The organism is Streptococcus mitis (assembly GCF_901542415.1).
Taxonomy (GTDB): Bacteria; Bacillota; Bacilli; order Lactobacillales; family Streptococcaceae; genus Streptococcus; species Streptococcus mitis_BL.
Window position 1 is genome coordinate 318,700 of record NZ_CABEHV010000004.1, and the last position, 18,924, is coordinate 337,623.

Annotated in this window: 16 protein-coding genes and 1 tRNA gene; all 17 read left to right on the forward strand. The window is 42.1% G+C overall.

What is annotated here, in order from left to right; translation table 11 throughout:
* The first annotated feature begins 197 nt into the window (after positions 1 to 197).
* A complete protein-coding gene (gene topA / locus FQT24_RS01850) occupies positions 198 to 2,285 on the forward strand; it encodes a type I DNA topoisomerase (protein ID WP_143952011.1) in 2,088 nt (695 codons plus the stop codon).
* Positions 2,286 to 2,390: 105 nt separating this feature from the next.
* Positions 2,391 to 2,750, forward strand: coding sequence for a YbaN family protein (locus FQT24_RS01855; RefSeq protein WP_004258004.1), 360 nt, complete (start codon positions 2,391 to 2,393; stop codon positions 2,748 to 2,750).
* 92 nt (positions 2,751 to 2,842) lie between these two features.
* Complete coding sequence (locus FQT24_RS01860) at positions 2,843 to 3,475, forward strand: copper homeostasis protein CutC (protein ID WP_020902796.1); 633 nt, start codon at positions 2,843 to 2,845, stop codon at positions 3,473 to 3,475.
* Positions 3,476 to 3,518: 43 nt separating this feature from the next.
* Positions 3,519 to 4,175 carry an MmcQ/YjbR family DNA-binding protein gene (locus FQT24_RS01865; protein WP_143952012.1) on the forward strand — a complete coding sequence of 219 codons (657 nt, stop codon included), beginning with the start codon at positions 3,519 to 3,521 and terminating at the stop codon, positions 4,173 to 4,175.
* 313 nt (positions 4,176 to 4,488) lie between these two features.
* Positions 4,489 to 6,051, forward strand: a complete 1,563-nt coding sequence (locus tag FQT24_RS01875) for a 2-isopropylmalate synthase (RefSeq protein ID WP_143952013.1) — start codon at positions 4,489 to 4,491, stop codon at positions 6,049 to 6,051.
* Between the two features lie 11 nt (positions 6,052 to 6,062).
* The gene (gene leuB, locus FQT24_RS01880; protein ID WP_143952014.1) at positions 6,063 to 7,100 is read left to right on the forward strand and encodes a 3-isopropylmalate dehydrogenase; all 1,038 of its coding nucleotides are present in this window, start codon (positions 6,063 to 6,065) and stop codon (positions 7,098 to 7,100) included.
* The gene (locus FQT24_RS01885; protein WP_143952015.1) at positions 7,097 to 7,366 is read left to right on the forward strand and encodes a DUF1294 domain-containing protein; all 270 of its coding nucleotides are present in this window, start codon (positions 7,097 to 7,099) and stop codon (positions 7,364 to 7,366) included. The genes leuB and FQT24_RS01885 overlap by 4 nt, the downstream gene beginning before the upstream one ends.
* Positions 7,367 to 7,369: 3 nt before the next feature.
* The gene (leuC, locus tag FQT24_RS01890) at positions 7,370 to 8,752 is read left to right on the forward strand and encodes a 3-isopropylmalate dehydratase large subunit (RefSeq protein WP_143952016.1); all 1,383 of its coding nucleotides are present in this window, start codon (positions 7,370 to 7,372) and stop codon (positions 8,750 to 8,752) included.
* A 9-nt stretch (positions 8,753 to 8,761) separates the two neighbouring features.
* A complete protein-coding gene (gene leuD, locus FQT24_RS01895; RefSeq protein ID WP_143952017.1) occupies positions 8,762 to 9,355 on the forward strand; it encodes a 3-isopropylmalate dehydratase small subunit in 594 nt (197 codons plus the stop codon).
* A 27-nt stretch (positions 9,356 to 9,382) separates the two neighbouring features.
* Positions 9,383 to 10,162 (forward strand): L-threonylcarbamoyladenylate synthase, encoded by a 780-nt coding sequence (locus FQT24_RS01900; RefSeq protein ID WP_000160498.1) that lies wholly within the window; start codon positions 9,383 to 9,385, stop codon positions 10,160 to 10,162.
* 198 nt (positions 10,163 to 10,360) lie between these two features.
* Positions 10,361 to 11,347: a GMP reductase gene (locus FQT24_RS01905; protein ID WP_143952018.1), complete on the forward strand. Its 987-nt coding sequence runs from the start codon at positions 10,361 to 10,363 to the stop codon at positions 11,345 to 11,347.
* 66 nt (positions 11,348 to 11,413) lie between these two features.
* Positions 11,414 to 11,485: transfer RNA gene (locus FQT24_RS01910), tRNA-Arg, on the forward strand.
* A 284-nt stretch (positions 11,486 to 11,769) separates the two neighbouring features.
* A complete protein-coding gene (gene rnc / locus FQT24_RS01920; protein WP_143952019.1) occupies positions 11,770 to 12,468 on the forward strand; it encodes a ribonuclease III in 699 nt (232 codons plus the stop codon).
* Complete coding sequence (gene smc, locus FQT24_RS01925) at positions 12,459 to 15,983, forward strand: chromosome segregation protein SMC (RefSeq protein WP_143952020.1); 3,525 nt, start codon at positions 12,459 to 12,461, stop codon at positions 15,981 to 15,983. Before rnc ends, smc begins: the two co-directional genes overlap by 10 nt.
* An 11-nt stretch (positions 15,984 to 15,994) precedes the next feature.
* Entirely contained in the window at positions 15,995 to 16,789 is a 795-nt protein-coding gene (locus FQT24_RS01930) for a Cof-type HAD-IIB family hydrolase (RefSeq protein ID WP_143952021.1), read from the forward strand.
* Positions 16,789 to 17,607, forward strand: a complete 819-nt coding sequence (locus FQT24_RS01935; protein ID WP_000763438.1) for a Cof-type HAD-IIB family hydrolase — start codon at positions 16,789 to 16,791, stop codon at positions 17,605 to 17,607. The genes FQT24_RS01930 and FQT24_RS01935 overlap by 1 nt, the downstream gene beginning before the upstream one ends.
* 3 nt (positions 17,608 to 17,610) lie before the next feature.
* Positions 17,611 to 18,900, forward strand: a complete 1,290-nt coding sequence (ftsY, locus tag FQT24_RS01940; RefSeq protein ID WP_143952022.1) for a signal recognition particle-docking protein FtsY — start codon at positions 17,611 to 17,613, stop codon at positions 18,898 to 18,900.
* The last annotated feature ends 24 nt before the right edge of the window (positions 18,901 to 18,924 follow it).

Sequence of the window (18,924 nt, forward strand, 5' to 3'; positions counted from 1 at the left end):
TTCATCTGCAACCTCAAAGCAGTGCTTTGAGCAACCTGCGGTTAGTTTCCTAGTTTGCTCTTTAATTTTCATTGAGTATAAGAAGAAAGTCCGCTTACTAGATAAACTTTTCTTCTATTATAGTAGCTAAGTCTTGACAGTTATGGCAAAATGGTTTACACTTTATAAAGTTTATTACTTTGAAAAGGTGTGATACTGTGGCTACGGCAACAAAAAAGAAAAAATCAACAGCTAAAAAAAATCTAGTAATCGTGGAGTCGCCTGCTAAGGCCAAAACGATTGAGAAATATCTAGGCAGAAACTACAAGGTTTTAGCCAGTGTCGGCCATATCCGTGATTTGAAGAAATCTAGTATGTCCGTCGATATTGAAAATAATTATGAACCGCAATATATCAATATCCGAGGAAAAGGGCCTCTTATCAATGACTTGAAAAAAGAAGCCAAAAAAGCTAATAAAGTCTTTCTGGCGAGTGACCCGGACCGTGAAGGAGAAGCGATTTCTTGGCATTTGGCTCACATTCTCAACTTAGATGAAAATGATGCCAACCGTGTGGTCTTCAATGAAATCACCAAGGATGCGGTCAAAAATGCTTTTAAAGAACCGCGTAAGATTAATATGGACTTGGTCGATGCTCAACAGGCTCGTCGTGTCCTAGACCGCTTGGTGGGGTACTCGATTTCGCCTATTTTGTGGAAGAAGGTCAAGAAGGGCTTGTCAGCAGGTCGCGTTCAGTCTATTGCGCTTAAGTTAATCATTGACCGTGAGAATGAAATTAATGTCTTTCAGCCTGAAGAATACTGGACAATTGATGGCATCTTTAAAAAGGGAACCAAGCAATTTCAGGCTTCCTTCTATGGAGTAGATGGTAAAAAGCTAAAACTGACTAGCAATGACGAGGTTAAGGAAGTCTTGTCTCGTCTGACTAGTAAAGACTTTTCAGTGGATCAGGTAGATAAGAAAGAGCGCAAGCGTAATGCTCCTTTACCTTATACCACGTCATCTATGCAGATGGATGCTGCTAATAAAATCAATTTCCGTACTCGAAAGACCATGATGGTTGCCCAACAGCTCTATGAAGGGATCAATATTGGTTCTGGTGTGCAAGGTTTGATTACCTACATGCGTACCGATTCGACTCGTATCAGTCCAGTAGCGCAAAATGAAGCAGCAAGTTTCATTACGGACCGCTTTGGTAGCAAGTATTCTAAGCATGGGAGCAAGGTTAAAAATGCTTCAGGTGCTCAGGATGCCCACGAGGCTATTCGCCCGTCTAGTGTCTTTAATACACCGGAAAGCATCGCTAAGTATTTGGACAAGGATCAGCTCAAGCTTTATACCCTTATCTGGAATCGTTTTGTGGCTAGCCAGATGACAGCTGCTGTCTTTGATACCATGGCCGTTAAATTGTCTCAAAATGGGGTTCAATTTGCTGCTAATGGTAGTCAGGTTAAGTTTGATGGTTATCTTGCTATTTATAATGATTCTGACAAGAATAAGATGTTACCGGATATGGCTGTTGGAGATGTGGTCAAGCAGATCAATAGCAAACCAGAGCAACATTTTACTCAACCACCTGCTCGCTATTCTGAAGCGACACTGATCAAGACCTTGGAGGAAAATGGGGTTGGACGTCCGTCAACCTACGCACCGACCATTGAAACTATTCAGAAACGTTATTATGTTCGTCTTGTAGCCAAACGTTTTGAACCGACAGAGTTGGGAGAAATTGTTAACAAGCTCATCGTTGAATATTTCCCAGATATCGTAAACGTGACCTTTACAGCTGAAATGGAAGGCAAACTGGATGATGTCGAAGTTGGAAAAGAGCAGTGGCAACGTGTCATTGATGCCTTTTACAGACCATTCTCCAAAGAAGTGGCCAAGGCTGAAGAAGAAATGGAAAAAATCCAAATCAAGGATGAACCAGCTGGATTTGACTGTGAAGTGTGTGGCAGTCCAATGGTCATTAAACTTGGTCGTTTTGGTAAGTTCTACGCTTGTAGCAATTTCCCAGATTGCCGTCATACCCAAGCAATCGTGAAAGAGATTGGTGTTGAGTGTCCAAGCTGTCATCAGGGACAAATCATTGAACGTAAGACCAAACGCAATCGCCTCTTCTATGGTTGCAATCGCTATCCAGATTGTGAATTTACTTCTTGGGACAAGCCTGTTGGTCGTGACTGTCCAAAATGTGGCAACTTCCTCATGGAGAAAAAAGTCCGCGGTGGTGGCAAACAGATTGTATGTAGTAAGGGTGACTACGAAGAAGAAAAGATTAAATAAGAGGAGAGTCCTGAAAGTGAATTTCAGGCTCTTTCTGGTTGGAGCTTGACAAAATTCATCATTGTATGCGAAACTAGAAGAAGATTATTTTAACTAGGAGAAGTTATGCGTCTTATCTATCTAATTATTGGTTTCTTATCACTGGCCTTGGCTATTATTGGGGTTGTTTTGCCCTTATTGCCGACAACGCCTTTTCTTTTGTTGTCTATTGCTTGTTTCTCAAGAAGTTCCAAGCGCTTCGAAGATTGGCTTTATCATACCAAACTCTATCAAGCATATGTGGCTGATTTTCGTGAGACCAAGTCCATTGCGCGTGAACGTAAGAAAAAAATCATCGTATCTATCTACATCTTGATGGGAATTTCCATTTATTTTGCCCCTCTCTTACCAGTCAAAATCGGTCTGGGAGCCTTGACCATCTTTATCACTTATTATCTCTTCAAGGTCATTCCAGATAAAGAATAGTTAAAATAGTAGTTATTTCCCTTGATAAAAACGAAAGTATATTCACAACAATATGATATAATAAATTTAAAGTAATACTCAAGGAGAATCAAATGATTTACGAATTTTGTGCTGAAAATGTGACCTTGCTTGAAAAAGCGATGCAGGCTGGAGCTCGTCGAATCGAACTCTGTGATAATCTAGCAGTGGGAGGAACAACACCAAGCTATGGAGTAACCAAGGCAGCGGTTGAACTGGCATCTAACTACGATACGATCATTATGACTATGATTCGTCCACGTGGTGGCGACTTTGTCTATAATGACCTAGAAATTGATATCATGCTGGAAGATATTCGTTTGACTGCTCATGCTGGAAGTCAAGGGGTTGTATTTGGGACTTTAACAGCTGATAAGAAGTTGGATAAGCCTAATCTTGAAAAGTTAATTGCTGCATCAAAAGGAATGGAAATTGTCTTCCACATGGCCTTTGATGAATTGAGCGATGAAGATCAACTGGAAGCTATTGACTGGCTTAGTCAAGCTGGAGTCACTCGTATCCTAACTCGCGCTGGTGTGTCTGGCGACTCCTTAGAAAAACGTTTTGCTCACTATCACAGAATTTTGGAGCACGCTAAAGGTAAAATTGAAATTCTACCAGGTGGGGGGATTGACCTTGACAACCGTCAAACCTTTATCAATCAGCTAGGCGTGACACAATTACATGGAACCAAGGTTGTCTTTTAAAAAATAGAAAGGAACTGCTAGCTTTGGGTAGCAGTTTTCACTTATGTTTGAAATTTTTAAATCCTATCAGTTTAATCAAGAAAAGGCTCATGATTATGGTTTTGTAGAAAATGGTGGAGTCTGGACCTATAGTTGCCAAATTTTGCAGGATGACTTTGTCATGACTGTGTCCATCACTACTGATAATGTGAGTTTTCAAGTCTTTGACCAGGAGACTGGTGACCTCTATCCTCAAGTTCATATGGAAAGTATGACAGGAAGTTTTGTTGCAAGTGTCCGTGAGGCTTGTCTGGAGATTCTCTACCAGATTCGGAAGGCTTGTTTTGAGGTACAGGATTTTATCTGCCCTCAGACTAAGCGAATCATGACTCAAGTTCAGGAAAAGTATGGTAATCAGTTGGAGTATTTGTGGGAGAAATCGCCTGATACGGCAGTGTTAAGACATGAAGGCAATAAAAAGTGGTATGCCGTCTTGATGAAAATCTCTTGGGATAAGCTGGAAAAGGGCAGAGAAGGACAGGTGGAAGCAGTCAACCTCAAACATGACCAAGTAGCTGATTTACTTTCACACAAAGGCGTTTATCCAGCTTTTCATATGAATAAACGTTACTGGATTAGTGTGGCGCTTGATGATACTTTATCAGATAAAGAAGTATTGGAATTTATAGAAAAAAGTTGGAACTTAACCACTAAAAAATGAAACATTTCAATGGTTTTCAAGAACTTTCAATTAGCAAAATATTCTCTACTGAAGAAATTTTCAGAAAATATTGGATTTTTTCTTGACAAGCACTTTTGCCTATGCTAAAATACTAAACAAGATATCAAACGAAGGAGAAAGTCAAACATGAAAACAGCTAAGTTTAATCAATTTGCTTTGTTGTTGAGGTACTCGGGCTAGTGCAAAAAGCATTAGTCCTGTTTGGCTTACCAAGCGGGAGTGAATCAACATCTCGCTTGGGTTTCTGAGCGAGATGTTTTTTTAAAAGCACATTTGGAAAAGGGGAAATCTTATGAGAACAGTTGAATTTCTAGATACCAGCCTTCGGGATGGAGAACAGACACCAGGTGTTAACTTTTCAATCAAGGAAAAAATTGCCATCGCAAGACAACTAGAAAAATGGGGCATTTCAGCCATTGAAGCTGGTTTTCCAGCGGCTAGTCCAGACTCATTTACGGCAGTGCAGGAGATTGCTAAGGTCTTGAAGAAAACAGCGGTGACTGGTTTGGCACGTTCGGTCAAGTCTGATATCGATGCTTGCTACGAGGCTCTCAAGGACGCCAAGTATCCACAGGTTCATGTCTTTATCGCTACCAGTCCGATTCATCGTAAGTATAAGCTCAATAAGAGCAAGGAAGAGATTCTAGAAGCTATTAAGGAGCATGTTTCTTATGCCCGTTCTAAGTTTGAGATTGTCGAATTCTCTCCTGAGGATGCGACCAGAACGGAGTTGGATTTCCTCCTGCAAGTTGTTCAAACAGCGGTTGATTCAGGTGCATCTTATATCAATATCCCTGACACGGTAGGATTTACTACACCAGAGGAATATGGAGCCATCTTCAAATACCTGATTGAGAATGTCAAGACGGATCGCCAGATTATCTATTCGCCTCACTGTCATGATGATCTTGGGATGGCAGTGGCTAATAGCCTAGCTGCTGTCAAGAATGGGGCAGGACGAGTAGAGGGAACCATTAATGGTATTGGTGAGCGAGCTGGCAATGCTGCTTTAGAAGAAATAGCAGTGGCTCTCAATATTCGCCAAGATTACTATCAAGCAGAAACTAGTATTGTCCTAAATGAGACCATCAATACGTCAGAAATGGTTTCTCGCTTTTCAGGAATTCCAGTTCCTAAAAACAAGGCTGTGGTCGGTGGCAATGCCTTTTCTCACGAATCTGGTATTCACCAAGACGGAGTCCTTAAAAATCCTCTTACCTATGAAATCATCACTCCTGAATTGGTCGGTGTCAAGAGTAACAGCCTCCCACTTGGAAAATTGTCTGGTCGCCATGCCTTTGTCGAGAAACTAAGAGAATTGGCCCTAGACTTTACAGAAGAGGATATCAAACCACTCTTTGCTAAGTTCAAGGCATTGGCCGACAAGAAACAAGAAATCACAGATGCAGATATTCGTGCTCTGGTAGCTGGAACCATGGTTGAAAATCCTGAAGGATTCCACTTTGATGATTTACAACTGCAAATCCATGCAGATAATGACATTGAAGCGCTTGTTAGCCTGGCTAATATGGATGGTGAGAAAGTCGAATTTAATGCAACCGGGCAAGGTTCCGTTGAAGCAATCTTTAACGCTATCGATAAGTTCTTTAACCAATCTGTCCGCTTGGTATCCTATACCATTGATGCTGTGACAGATGGAATTGATGCCCAAGCTCGGGTCTTGGTCACTGTTGAAAACAGAGATACAGAAACCATCTTTAACGCAGCAGGCCTTGATTTCGATGTATTGAAGGCTTCGGCTATTGCCTATATCAATGCCAACACCTTTGTTCAAAAAGAGAATGCTGGTGAGATGGGACGCAGTGTTTCTTACCGCGATATGCCTAGTGTGTAAAGGAGAAGGCTATGACAAAGAAAATAGTAGCTTTAGCAGGGGACGGAATTGGCCCAGAAATCATGGAGGCTGGTTTAGAGGTTCTGGAGGCTCTAGCTAAAAAAACAGGCTTTGTCTATGAAATAGACAAACGACCTTTTGGAGGTGCAGGTATTGATGCTGCAGGGCATCCCTTACCTGATGAAACCCTCAAGGTATGTCGTGAAGCAGATGCCATTCTCCTAGCGGCTATCGGTAGTCCCCAGTATGATAGTGAAACGGTTTGGCCTGAACAAGGCTTGCTAGCCCTCCGTAAGGAACTCAATCTTTACGCTAATATTCGCCCTGTAAAAATCTTTGACAGTCTCAAGCATTTGTCACCACTCAAACCGGAACGAATTGCTGGTGTAGACTTTGTCGTGGTGCGTGAGTTGACAGGCGGGATTTACTTTGGAGATCATATTCTTGAAGAGCGAAAAGCGCGTGATATCAACGACTATAGCTATGAGGAAGTAGAGCGGATTATTCGTAAGGCCTTTGAAATTGCAAGAAATCGCAGAAAAATTGTTACTAGTATCGATAAGCAAAATGTGTTGGCGACATCAAAACTCTGGCGAAGAGTAGCTGAGAAGGTCGCACAGGATTTCCCAGATGTGACTTTGGAACACCAGCTGGTGGACTCAGCTGCCATGCTCATGATTACCAATCCTGCTAAGTTTGATGTTATTGTAACGGAGAATCTTTTTGGAGATATTCTCTCTGATGAATCAAGCGTTCTATCTGGCACACTTGGGGTTATGCCATCAGCCAGTCACTCTGAAAAGGGTCCAAGTCTCTATGAACCTATTCACGGTTCAGCTCCTGATATTGCTGGTCAAGGCATTGCAAATCCTATCTCCATGATTTTATCAGTGGCCATGATGTTGAGAGATAGTTTTGGTCGTTATGAGGATGCAGAGCGTATTGAGCGTGCTGTTGAAGCTAGTTTAGCGGCTGGCATTTTAACAAGAGATATAGGTGGACAGGCTTCGACTAAGGAAATGACAGAAGCTATTATTGCAAGGTTATGAAGTTAGACGAAAGAATTACTCTAGTCCTTTTGATTTGGAATGTCATGGTTTTCTTGATTTATGGCATTGACAAATCTAAGGCAAGGAGAAGAGTTTGGCGCATCCCTGAGAAAATCTTACTTATTTTAGCCCTTACTTGTGGTGGTTTTGGTGCTTGGTTAGCAGGAATCACTTTTCAACACAAGACTCGAAAATGGTACTTTAAAACGGTTTGGTTTCTCGGGATGGTGACCACACTAGTAGCCTTATATTTTATTTGGAGGTAATGGATGGCAGGAAAATCGATTTTTGATAAATTATGGGACCGTCATGTCATCACGGGAGAAGAGGGGCAACCCCAACTCATGTATGTGGACCAGCACTATATCCACGAAGTGACCAGTCCTCAGGCATTTCAAGGATTACGAGACGCAGGTCGTAGATTGAGACGACCAGACTTGACATTTGGAACCTTTGACCACAACGTCCCGACGGTCAATATCTACGATATTCGAGATGTCATTTCCAAGGCTCAAATTGATAAGCTGGCTGAAAATGTTGAGGAGTTTGGGATTGAACATGCGGCCCATGGTTCTGAAAAACAAGGAATTGTTCACATGGTTGGACCAGAAACTGGAAGAACTCAACCAGGAAAATTCATCGTCTGTGGAGATAGTCACACAGCAACTCACGGTGCTTTCGGAGCAATCGCTTTTGGGATTGGGACTAGTGAGGTTGAGCATGTCTTCGCTACCCAGACACTCTGGCAGGTTAAACCTAAGAAAATGTTGGTAGAATTCACTGGAGTTCCTCAAAAAGGAGTTTATTCCAAGGATTACATTCTCGCCCTGATTGCCAAGTACGGCGTTGCCTGTGGAGTTGGTTATGTCGTGGAATATCGTGGGCAAGCGATTGATGCACTAAGCATGGAAGAGCGAATGACCATCTGCAATATGTCCATCGAGTTTGGCTCTAAGATGGGAATTATGAATCCGGATCAAACAACCTATGACTATCTCAAGGGACGCGAATGTGTTCCAGAAGCTTTCAAGGAGGCTGTGGCGGATTGGAAAACAATTGTCAGTGATGAGGATGCCGTTTACGATAAGGTTATTCGGATTGATGTCTCAGACTTAGCTCCTATGGTAACCTGGGGAACCAATCCTGCTATGGGAGTTGACTTTGACAGTAGCTTCCCAGAAATTAAGGATATGAATGATGAGCGAGCCTACAATTACATGGACTTGGAGCCTGGTCAAAAGCCAGCTGATATTGAACTAGGCTATATCTTTATCGGGTCTTGTACAAATGCTCGTCTCAGCGACTTGCAACTGGCTGCGCGATTTGTCAAAGGAAAGAAAATTGCTCCTAATCTAACAGCTATCGTAGTTCCAGGCTCTCGTCCTGTCAAACGAGCTGCTGAGAAGTTGGGCTTGGACAAGGTTTTCCTAGACGCTGGTTTTGAGTGGAGAGATCCAGGTTGTTCTATGTGCCTAGGGATGAATCCAGACAAGGTCCCTGATGGTGTTCACTGCGCCTCAACCAGCAATCGAAACTTTGAAGACAGACAAGGCTTTGGCGCTAAGACTCATCTCTGTAGTCCAGCTATGGCAGCTGCGGCAGCTATTGCAGGGCGTTTCGTAGATGTTCGGCAAATGCCAGAAGCCCAGTAAGGAGAGGATATGGAGAAATTTACAGTTTATACGGGAACGACTGTTCCTCTCATGAATGATAACATCGACACCGACCAAATCCTACCCAAGCAGTTTCTCAAGTTAATTGATAAAAAAGGCTTTGGTAAGTACCTCATGTATGCTTGGCGTTATCTGGATGACAAGTATACTGAGGACCCAGACTTTGTCTTTAACCGACCTGAATATCGGAAAGCCAGTATTCTCATCTCAGGGGATAACTTTGGGGCAGGATCTTCGAGGGAGCACGCCGCTTGGGCTCTAGCGGACTATGGTTTTAAGGTTGTGATTGCAGGATCTTTTGGGGACATTCATTACAATAATGAACTTAATAATGGTATGTTACCTATTGTTCAGCCCAGAGAGGTTCGAGAGAAACTAGCTCAGCTACAACCAAGTGACCAGGTAACCGTGGACTTGGAACAACAAAAAATCATCTCACCAGTTGGAGAATTCACTTTTGAAATCGATAGCGAGTGGAAACACAAGCTCTTAAATGGTTTGGATGATATCGGTATTACCTTGCAGTATGAAAATTTGATTGCTGCTTATGAAAAACAACGACCAGCCTACTGGCAGGATTAGAAGAAAATTAGAAAAGGAAATAGAACTATGACAAAACACATTCAATGGAACGGAACTCTTTCACAAGAAGGCTATGACATTTTAAAAGGTGAGGGCGGATGTATTGTTTGCCCTACCAAAGTTGGTTACATTATCATGACCAGCGATAAGGCAGGACTTGAGCGTAAGTTCGCAGCCAAAGAGCGTAACCGTAACAAACCAGGTGTTGTTCTCTGCGGTAGCATGGATGAGCTTCGTGCTTTAGCACAACTTAACCCAGAAATTGAAGCCTTCTACCAAAAACATTGGGATGAAGATATTCTTCTTGGTTGTATCCTTCCTTGGAAACCAGAAGCTTTTGAAAAACTCAAAGCATACGGTGATGGTCGTGAAGAGCTGATGACTGACGTGCGTGGAACGAGCTGTTTTGTTATCAAATTTGGTAAAGCTGGTGAACAATTGGCTGCCAAACTTTGGGAAGAAGGCAAGATGGTTTATGCCTCATCAGCTAACCCATCTGGAAAAGGAAACCGTGGTAAAGTAGAAGGTATTGGAGAACGTATCGAAGGGGCAGTGGACCTTGTCATTGAGGCAGATGACTACGTTGCTTCTATCCAGCCTGACAAAACGATTGAAACTCGCTATGAGCAAGGTGTGATGGTCTCTATGGTTGATAAAGACGGCAAACTCATCCCAGAACAAGGAGGAGCTCGTTCAACATCACCAGCACCAGTTGTAATCCGTAAAGGGCTTGACATTGATAAAATCATGATGCACCTGTCAGACACCTTTAACTCATGGGACTACCGTCAGGGGGAGTATTATTAGAATGTAGAAGAAGTGGGGAGAAAACAATTTCCCCTCTTTTTTCTATTTACGCAAGAAAAATCCGAACATTATATTTTAATTTATAAAATTATTTGACAAAATCTGTACTTTAGTTTATAATGAATTAAGGAAACGTCGGAAAAGGCGTAGAGATGCGCAAGCATAGGTAGGTCATTACAAAAGAAACGAGACATCGATATGTTAAATGAATTTCCAATTTTTGATTACGAAGATATTCAATTGATTCCAAATAAATGTGTCATTAAAAGCCGTGCAGAAGCTGATACAAGTGTCACTCTAGGAAAGCACACCTTTAAACTACCTGTTGTGCCAGCTAATATGCAGACGATTTTGGATGAAAATGTAGCAGAGCAACTGGCTAAAGGTGGTTACTTCTACATTATGCACCGTTTTGATGAGGCTGGACGTATTCATTTTATTAAACGAATGCACGATCAAGGGCTTATTGCTTCTATCTCTGTTGGTGTTAAAGACTATGAGTATGATTTTGTTAGCCAGCTCAAGGCTGATGCTCCGGAATACATCACGATTGACATTGCCCACGGTCATGCGGATAGCGTGATTTCTATGATTCAACACATCAAAAAAGAATTGCCAGATACCTTTGTCATTGCTGGAAATGTGGGAACACCAGAAGCTGTGCGTGAATTGGAAAATGCTGGTGCGGATGCTACTAAGGTCGGAATCGGTCCAGGTAAGGTTTGTATCACCAAGGTCAAGACAGGTTTTGGTACAGGTGGTTGGCAGTTGGCTGCTCTACGTTGGTGTGCCAAGGCTGCACGTAAACCGATTATTGCTGATGGAGGAATTCGTACTCACGGTGATATTGCTAAGTCTATTCGTTTCGGTGCCAGCATGGTCATGATTGGTTCCCTCTTTGCAGGACACATCGAAAGTCCAGGGAAAACGATTGAAGTTGATGGTGAACAGTTCAAAGAGTACTATGGTTCAGCTTCACAATATCAAAAAGGTGCTTACAAAAATGTGGAAGGCAAACGTATCTTGCTTCCTGCTAAAGGTCATCTGCAAGACACTTTAACTGAGATGGAACAAGACCTTCAAAGTGCTATTTCTTATGCAGGTGGACGTCAGGTTGCTGACCTTAAACACGTTGATTATGTTATCGTGAAAAACTCTATCTGGAATGGGGATGCTTCCCACTAAGACGGGCTATCTCACTAGAAAAAAACTTGTTATTAGAGCAAATTTCTGTTATAATAAAACAAGTTTCCACCCTTAGTGTAATGGATATCACGTAAGATTCCGGTTCTTGAGATGGGGGTTCGATTCCCTCAGGGTGGATGTAAACGTCCTAAAAAAGCCTTTAATAGGGCTTTTTTCTTTACACTGCTCTAAATTTGTCCCTAAAACTGAAAATCAAAGAGTAAACTAGGAAGTTAGCCGTAGACAGTACTTCAGTACGGCAAGGCGAAGCTGATGTGGTTTGAAGAGATTTTCAAAGAGTTTAAAACTGAAAATCATATTCTATAGTATGCCCAAATCCCCTCCAGTTCCGTTTTAAAGTGACTCAGGGGGCTTTTTTTGATATAATAAAAAGGACTGTTATCAGTTAGAAAGAGGTTGGTATGAAAGAATTACAAACTGTACTAAAGAACTATTTTGCAATCGAATTTGCAGACAGAAATTTATTGGAAACTGCCTTTACTCATACAAGTTATGCCAATGAGCACCGCCTCTTAAAAATTTCACACAATGAACGCTTGGAATTTTTAGGAGACGCTGTTCTACAGTTATTGATTTCAGAATATCTGTATAAAAAATATCCTAAAAAGCCTGAGGGTGACTTGTCTAAACTCCGTGCCATGATTGTCCGAGAGGAGAGTTTGGCTGGTTTTGCGCGTGATTGCCAGTTTGACCAATTTATAAAACTTGGTAAAGGAGAAGAAAAATCTGGTGGTCGCAATCGTGACACCATTCTTGGTGATGCCTTCGAAGCCTTTCTTGGTGCTCTCCTTTTGGACAAGGATGTGGCCAAGGTCAAGGAATTTATCTATCAAGTCATGATTCCTAAGGTTGAAGCAGGCGAATTTGAGATGATTACAGACTACAAAACCCATCTCCAAGAGTTACTTCAGGTCAATGGCGATGTGGCTATTCGTTATCAGGTGATTTCTGAAACGGGTCCTGCACACGATAAGGTCTTTGATGTAGAAGTTCTTGTCGAAGGTAAGAGCATTGGTCAAGGTCAAGGTCGTTCTAAGAAATTAGCAGAGCAGGAAGCTGCCAAAAATGCCGTTGAGAAAGGGCTGGATTCATGTATTTAAAGGAAATCGAAATTCAGGGATTCAAGTCTTTTGCTGACAAGACTAAGGTCATCTTTGACCAAGGTGTGACGGCAGTTGTTGGACCCAATGGTTCTGGAAAGTCGAATATTACAGAAAGTCTTCGTTGGGCCTTGGGGGAGTCAAGTGTTAAGAGTCTCCGTGGTGGCAAGATGCCAGATGTCATCTTTGCTGGAACAGAAAGTCGCAAACCACTCAATTATGCTTCTGTAGTTGTGACTCTGAATAATCATGACGGATTTATCAAGGATGCAGGTCAAGAAATCAGAGTAGAACGCCATATCTATCGTAGTGGAGATAGCGAATACAAGATTGACGGCAAGAAAGTCCGTCTGCGTGATATTCATGATCTTTTCTTGGATACAGGTTTGGGACGAGATTCCTTCTCTATTATTTCCCAAGGGAAGGTTGAGGAGATTTTCAACTCCAAGCCTGAAGAACGCCGAGCTATTTTTGAAGAAGCTGCTGGAGTTTTGAAATACAAGACTCGTCGAAAAGAAACTGAGAGTAAACTGCAGCAAACTCAGGATAATCTAGACCGCTTAGAGGATATTATCTATGAGTTGGACAATCAAATCAAGCCTCTTGAGAAGCAAGCTGAGAATGCCCGTAAGTTTTTAGACTTGGAAGGTCAACGCAAGGCTATTTATTTAGACGTGCTGGTTGCTCAAATCAAGGAAAATAAGGCTGAACTAGAGTCGACAGAAGAAGAGTTGGCACAAGTTCAGGAACTCTTGACAAGCTATTACCAAAAGCGTGAAAAATTAGAAGAAGAAAATCAAACTCTAAAAAAGCAACGCCAAGATTTGCAGGCTGAAATGGCTAAAGACCAGGGTAGTTTGATGGATTTGACTAGTCTGATTAGTGATTTAGAGAGAAAATTAGCCCTATCGAAACTGGAATCTGAGCAAGTAGCCATCAATCAACAGGAAGCACAAGCCCGTTTGGCTGCTTTGGAGGATAAGAGAAGCTCACTCAGCAAAGAAAAATCTGATAAAGAAAGCTCTTTAGCACTTTTAGAGGAAAATCTAGTCCAAAATAATCAAAAACTCAATCGTTTAGAAGCTGAATTGCTAGCTTTTTCAGATGATCCTGATCAGATGATTGAGCTTTTGCGTGAACGCTTTGTGGCGCTTTTACAGGAAGAAGCGGATGTCTCAAACCAGTTGACCCGTATCGAAAACGAGTTGGAAAATAGCCGTCAGCTTTCTCAAAAACAAGCAGATCAACTACAAAAACTAAAAGAACAACTGGCTACAGCTAAAGAGAAGGCCAGTCAGCAAAAAGAAGAACTTGAAACTGCCAAGGAGCAGGTTCAGAAATTATTGGCTGACTACCAAATCTGTGCCAAAGAGCAAGAGGAGGAGAAAACTTCCTATCAAGCTCAACAAACTCAACTCTTTGACCGTCTGGATAGTCTCAAAAACAAGCAGGCTAGAGCCCAAAGTTTGGAAAATATCCTGAGAAATCATAGTAACTTTTATGCAGGTGTTAAGAGTGTTCTCCAAGAAAAAGACCGCATTGGTGGGATTATTGGGGCAGTCAGTGAGCACCTGACCTTTGATGTGCATTATCAAACTGCCCTAGAGATTGCCTTAGGGGCAAGTAGCCAGCATATCATCGTGGAAGATGAAGGGGCGGCAACAAAGGCAATTGCTTTCCTCAAACGGAACAGAGCAGGTCGTGCAACTTTCCTTCCTTTGACAACAATCAAGGCTCGTACGATTTCTAGTCAGAACCAAGATGCTATCGCTGCAAGTTCAGGTTTCCTTGGGATGGCAGATGAGTTGGTGACATTCGATACTAGACTGGAAGCTATTTTCAAGAACTTGCTAGCTACGACGGCTATTTTTGATACCGTAGAACATGCGCGTGCAGCTGCTCGCCAGGTTCGTTATCAGGTTCGTATGGTGACATTGGACGGTACAGAGTTGCGCACAGGTGGTTCCTATGCGGGTGGTGCTAATCGCCAGAATAACAGCATTTTTATCAAGCCAGAACTGGAGCAATTACAAAAAGAAATTGCTGAAGAAGAAGCAAGTTTTCGTTCAGAAGAAGCGTCTTTGAAGACCTTGCAAGATGAGATGGCTAGATTGACAGAAAGATTAGAAGAAATCAAATCTCAAGGAGAGCAGGCTCGTATTCAGGAGCAGGGCTTGGCCCTCGCTTATCAGCAGACCAGTCAGCAAGTTGAAGAACTAGAAACTCTTTGGAAACTTCAAGAAGAGGAATTAGATCGTCTTTCTGACGGAGATTGGCAAGCAGATAAGGAAAAATGCCAAGCACGCCTTGCTACCATTGCCAATGAAAAGCAAAATCTGGAAGCTGAGATTGAAGAGATTAAGTCTAACAAAAATGCCATCCAAGAACGTTATCAGAACTTGCAAGAAGAGCTAGCGCAAGCTCGCTTACTTAAGACAGAACTGCAAGGGCAAAAACGTTATGAAGTGGCTGACATTGACCGTCTAAGCAAGGAATTGGATAATCTGGATATTGAACAAGAAGAAATCCAGCGTCTTCTCCAAGAAAAGGTTGATAATCTGGAGAAGGTTGATACAGAATTGCTCAGTCAACAGGCGGAAGAAGCCAAAAACCAGAAAACAAATCTCCAACAAGGTTTGATTCGCAAACAGTTTGAGTTGGATGATATTGAAGGGCAACTAGATGATATTGCTAGTCATTTGGATCAGGCTCGCCAGCAGAATGAGGAGTGGATTCGCAAGCAAACACGTGCTGAAGCCAAGAAAGAAAAGGTCAGCGAACGCTTGCGCTATCTACAAGCTCAATTAACAGAGCAGTACCAGATTAGCTATACTGAAGCTTTAGAAAAGTCTCATGAGTTGGAAAATCTCAATCTGGCAGAGCAAGAGGTGCAGGATTTAGAGAAGTCTATTCGCTCACTGGGGCCTGTCAATGTAGAAGCTATTGACCAGTACGAAGAAGTTCACAACCGTCTGGATTTCCTAAATAGCCAACGAGATGATATTTTGTCAGCGAAAAACTTGCTGCTTGAAACCATCACAGAGATGAATGATGAGGTCAAGGAACGCTTTAAATCAACCTTTGAAGCTATTCGTGAGTCCTTTAAAGTGACCTTCAAGCAGATGTTTGGCGGAGGTCAGGCGGACCTCATTTTGACTGAGGGAGACTTGCTGACAGCTGGGGTTGAGATTTCTGTTCAACCTCCGGGCAAGAAAATCCAATCTCTCAATCTGATGAGTGGTGGGGAAAAAGCCCTGTCGGCTCTAGCTTTGCTTTTCTCTATCATTCGAGTTAAGACTATCCCATTTGTTATTTTGGATGAGGTAGAAGCTGCGCTGGACGAAGCCAATGTTAAACGTTTTGGAGATTACCTTAATCGATTTGACAAGGATAGCCAGTTTATCGTCGTGACCCACCGTAAGGGAACCATGGCTGCGGCTGATTCCATTTATGGAGTGACCATGCAAGAATCGGGTGTCTCAAAAATTGTTTCGGTGAAGTTAAAAGATTTATAAAGTATTGAAGGATGACAATTAAACTAGTAGCAACGGATATGGACGGTACCTTCCTAGATGGGAATGGACGCTTTGATATGGACCGCCTCAAGTCTCTTTTGGTTTCCTACAAGGAAAAAGGGATTTACTTTGCGGTGGCTTCAGGACGCGGATTTCTGTCTCTAGAAAAATTATTTGCTGATGTTCGTGATGACATTATTTTCATCGCAGAAAATGGCAGTTTGGTAGAGTATCAAGGTCAGGACTTGTATGAAGCGACCATGTCTCGTGACTTTTATCTGGCAACTTTTGAAAAGCTGAAAACGTCACCTTATGTAGATATCAATAAACTGCTCTTGACGGGTAAGAAGGGTTCTTATGTGCTAGATACGGTTGATGCAACCTATTTGAAAGAGAGTCAGCACTATAATGAAAATATCCAAAAAGTAGCGAGTTTAGAAGATATCACAGATGATATTTTCAAATTTACAACCAACTTCACAGAAGAAACTCTAGAATCTGGGGAAGCTTGGGTTAATGAAAATGTCCCTGGTGTTAAGGCCATGACAACTGGCTTTGAATCCATTGATATCGTTCTGGATTATGTCGATAAGGGAGTGGCCATTGTTGAATTGGCTAAAAAACTTAACATCAAAATGGATCAGGTTATGGCTTTTGGAGACAATCTAAATGATTTGCATATGATGCAGGTTGTAGGACATCCTGTAGCTCCTGAAAATGCACGACCAGAAATTTTAGAATTAGCAGAAACTGTGATTGGTCACCATAAGGACCAGTCGGTTATAGCTTATATGGAGGGTTTATAATGGCAGATATAAAATTGATTGCATTGGACTTGGATGGGACCTTGCTGACTACTGATAAAAGGTTGACGGATCGTACCAAAGCAACCTTGAAAGCTGCGCGTGATCGTGGTATCAAGGTCGTATTGACAACTGGTCGTCCTTTAAAAGCCATGGATTTCTTTCTCCATGAGCTAGGGACTGACGGCCACGAAGATGAGTATACGATTACATTTAATGGTGGTTTAGTTCAGAAAAATACAGGTGAAATCCTTGATAAGACAGTCTTTTCATATGATGATGTAGCACGCTTGTATGAGGAAACAGAGAAATTATCACTGCCTCTTGATGCTATCTCAGAAGGAACTGTTTATCAAATCCAATCGGACCAAGAAAGTCTGTATGCCAAATTCAATCCAGCTTTGACCTTTGTTCCAGTGGACTTTGAAGACTTATCTAGTCAAATGACTTACAATAAATGCGTGACTGCCTTTGCTCAAGAACCCTTGGATGCAGCGATTCAGAAGATTTCTCCAGAATTGTTTGATCAATATGAAATCTTTAAATCACGTGAAATGTTGTTAGAGTGGTCACCAAAGAATGTTCATAAAGCAACAGGTTTGGCAAAACTAATCAGCCATCTTGGAATCGACCAAAGCCAAGTTATGGCCTGTGGTGACGAAGCCAATGACCTCTCTATGATTGAGTGGGCAGGTCTTGGTGTTGCCATGCAAAATGCTGTTCCTGAAGTTAAGGCAGTCGCAAATGTGGTAACGCCAATGACCAATGATGAGGAAGCTGTCGCCTGGGCTATCGAAGAATATGTGCTAAAGGAGAACTAATATATGGGATTATTTGACCGTCTATTCGGAAAAAAAGAAGAACCTAAAATCGAAGAAGTTGTAAAAGAAGCTCTGGAAAATCTTGATTTGTCTGAAGATGTTGAGCCTGCCTTAACAGAAGCTGAGAAAGTTTCACAAGAAGAAGCAGAGGTTGAAAGTTCTGAAGAAGCTGTGTTTGAAGAAGAGGAAATCCAAGACACAGTTGAAGAAAATTATAATTCAGAATCAGTTGTAGAAGTTCCTCAAGGAGAAGTAGAAGAATTACCAAACTCAGAAGAAATCAAAGAGGAAGTGAATCTTGAGTTCATAGAAGCTGTAGAAGAAAATAATTCTGAAGTGCTTGAACCAGAAACTCCTCAAGCAGAAGAAACTGTTCAGGAAAAATATGACCGCAGTCTCAAGAAAACTCGCACAGGCTTCGGTGCTCGCTTGAAGGCCTTCTTTGCCAATTTCCGCTCTGTTGACGAAGAATTTTTCGAGGAACTGGAAGAATTACTGATCATGAGTGATGTTGGTGTCCAGGTGGCTTCTAACTTAACTGAGGAGCTACGCTACGAAGCCAAGCTTGAAAACGCTAAGAAACCTGACGCCCTTCGCCGTGTCATCATTGAGAAATTGGTTGAGCTTTATGAAAAGGATGGCAACTACGATGAAAGTATTCACTTCCAAGATGGCTTGACAGTCATGCTCTTTGTGGGGGTTAATGGTGTTGGGAAAACAACTTCTATCGGGAAACTAGCCCACCGCTACAAACAAGCAGGTAAGAAAGTCATGTTGGTTGCGGCAGATACCTTCCGTGCAGGGGCGGTAGCCCAGCTAGCTGAATGGGGTCGACGAGTAGATGTTCCAGTAGTGACTGGACCTGAGAAAGCTGACCCAGCTAGTGTAGTCTTTGATGGCATGGAACGTGCTGTAGCTGAAGGTATCGATATTCTTATGATTGACACCGCTGGTCGTCTGCAAAATAAGGATAACCTCATGGCTGAGTTGGAAAAGATTGGTCGTATCATCAAACGTGTTGTACCAGAAGCGCCGCATGAAACCTTCTTGGCTCTGGATGCATCAACAGGTCAAAATGCCCTAGTACAGGCCAAAGAATTTTCAAAAATCACTCCTTTAACAGGAATTGTCTTGACTAAGATTGATGGAACGGCTCGAGGTGGTGTTGTTCTAGCTATCCGAGAAGAACTCAATATTCCTGTAAAATTGATTGGTTTTGGTGAAAAAATCGATGATATTGGAGAGTTTAACTCAGAAAACTTTATGAAGGGTCTCTTGGAAGGCTTAATTTAATCAGAAGCAAAAATCCTGCAAGCT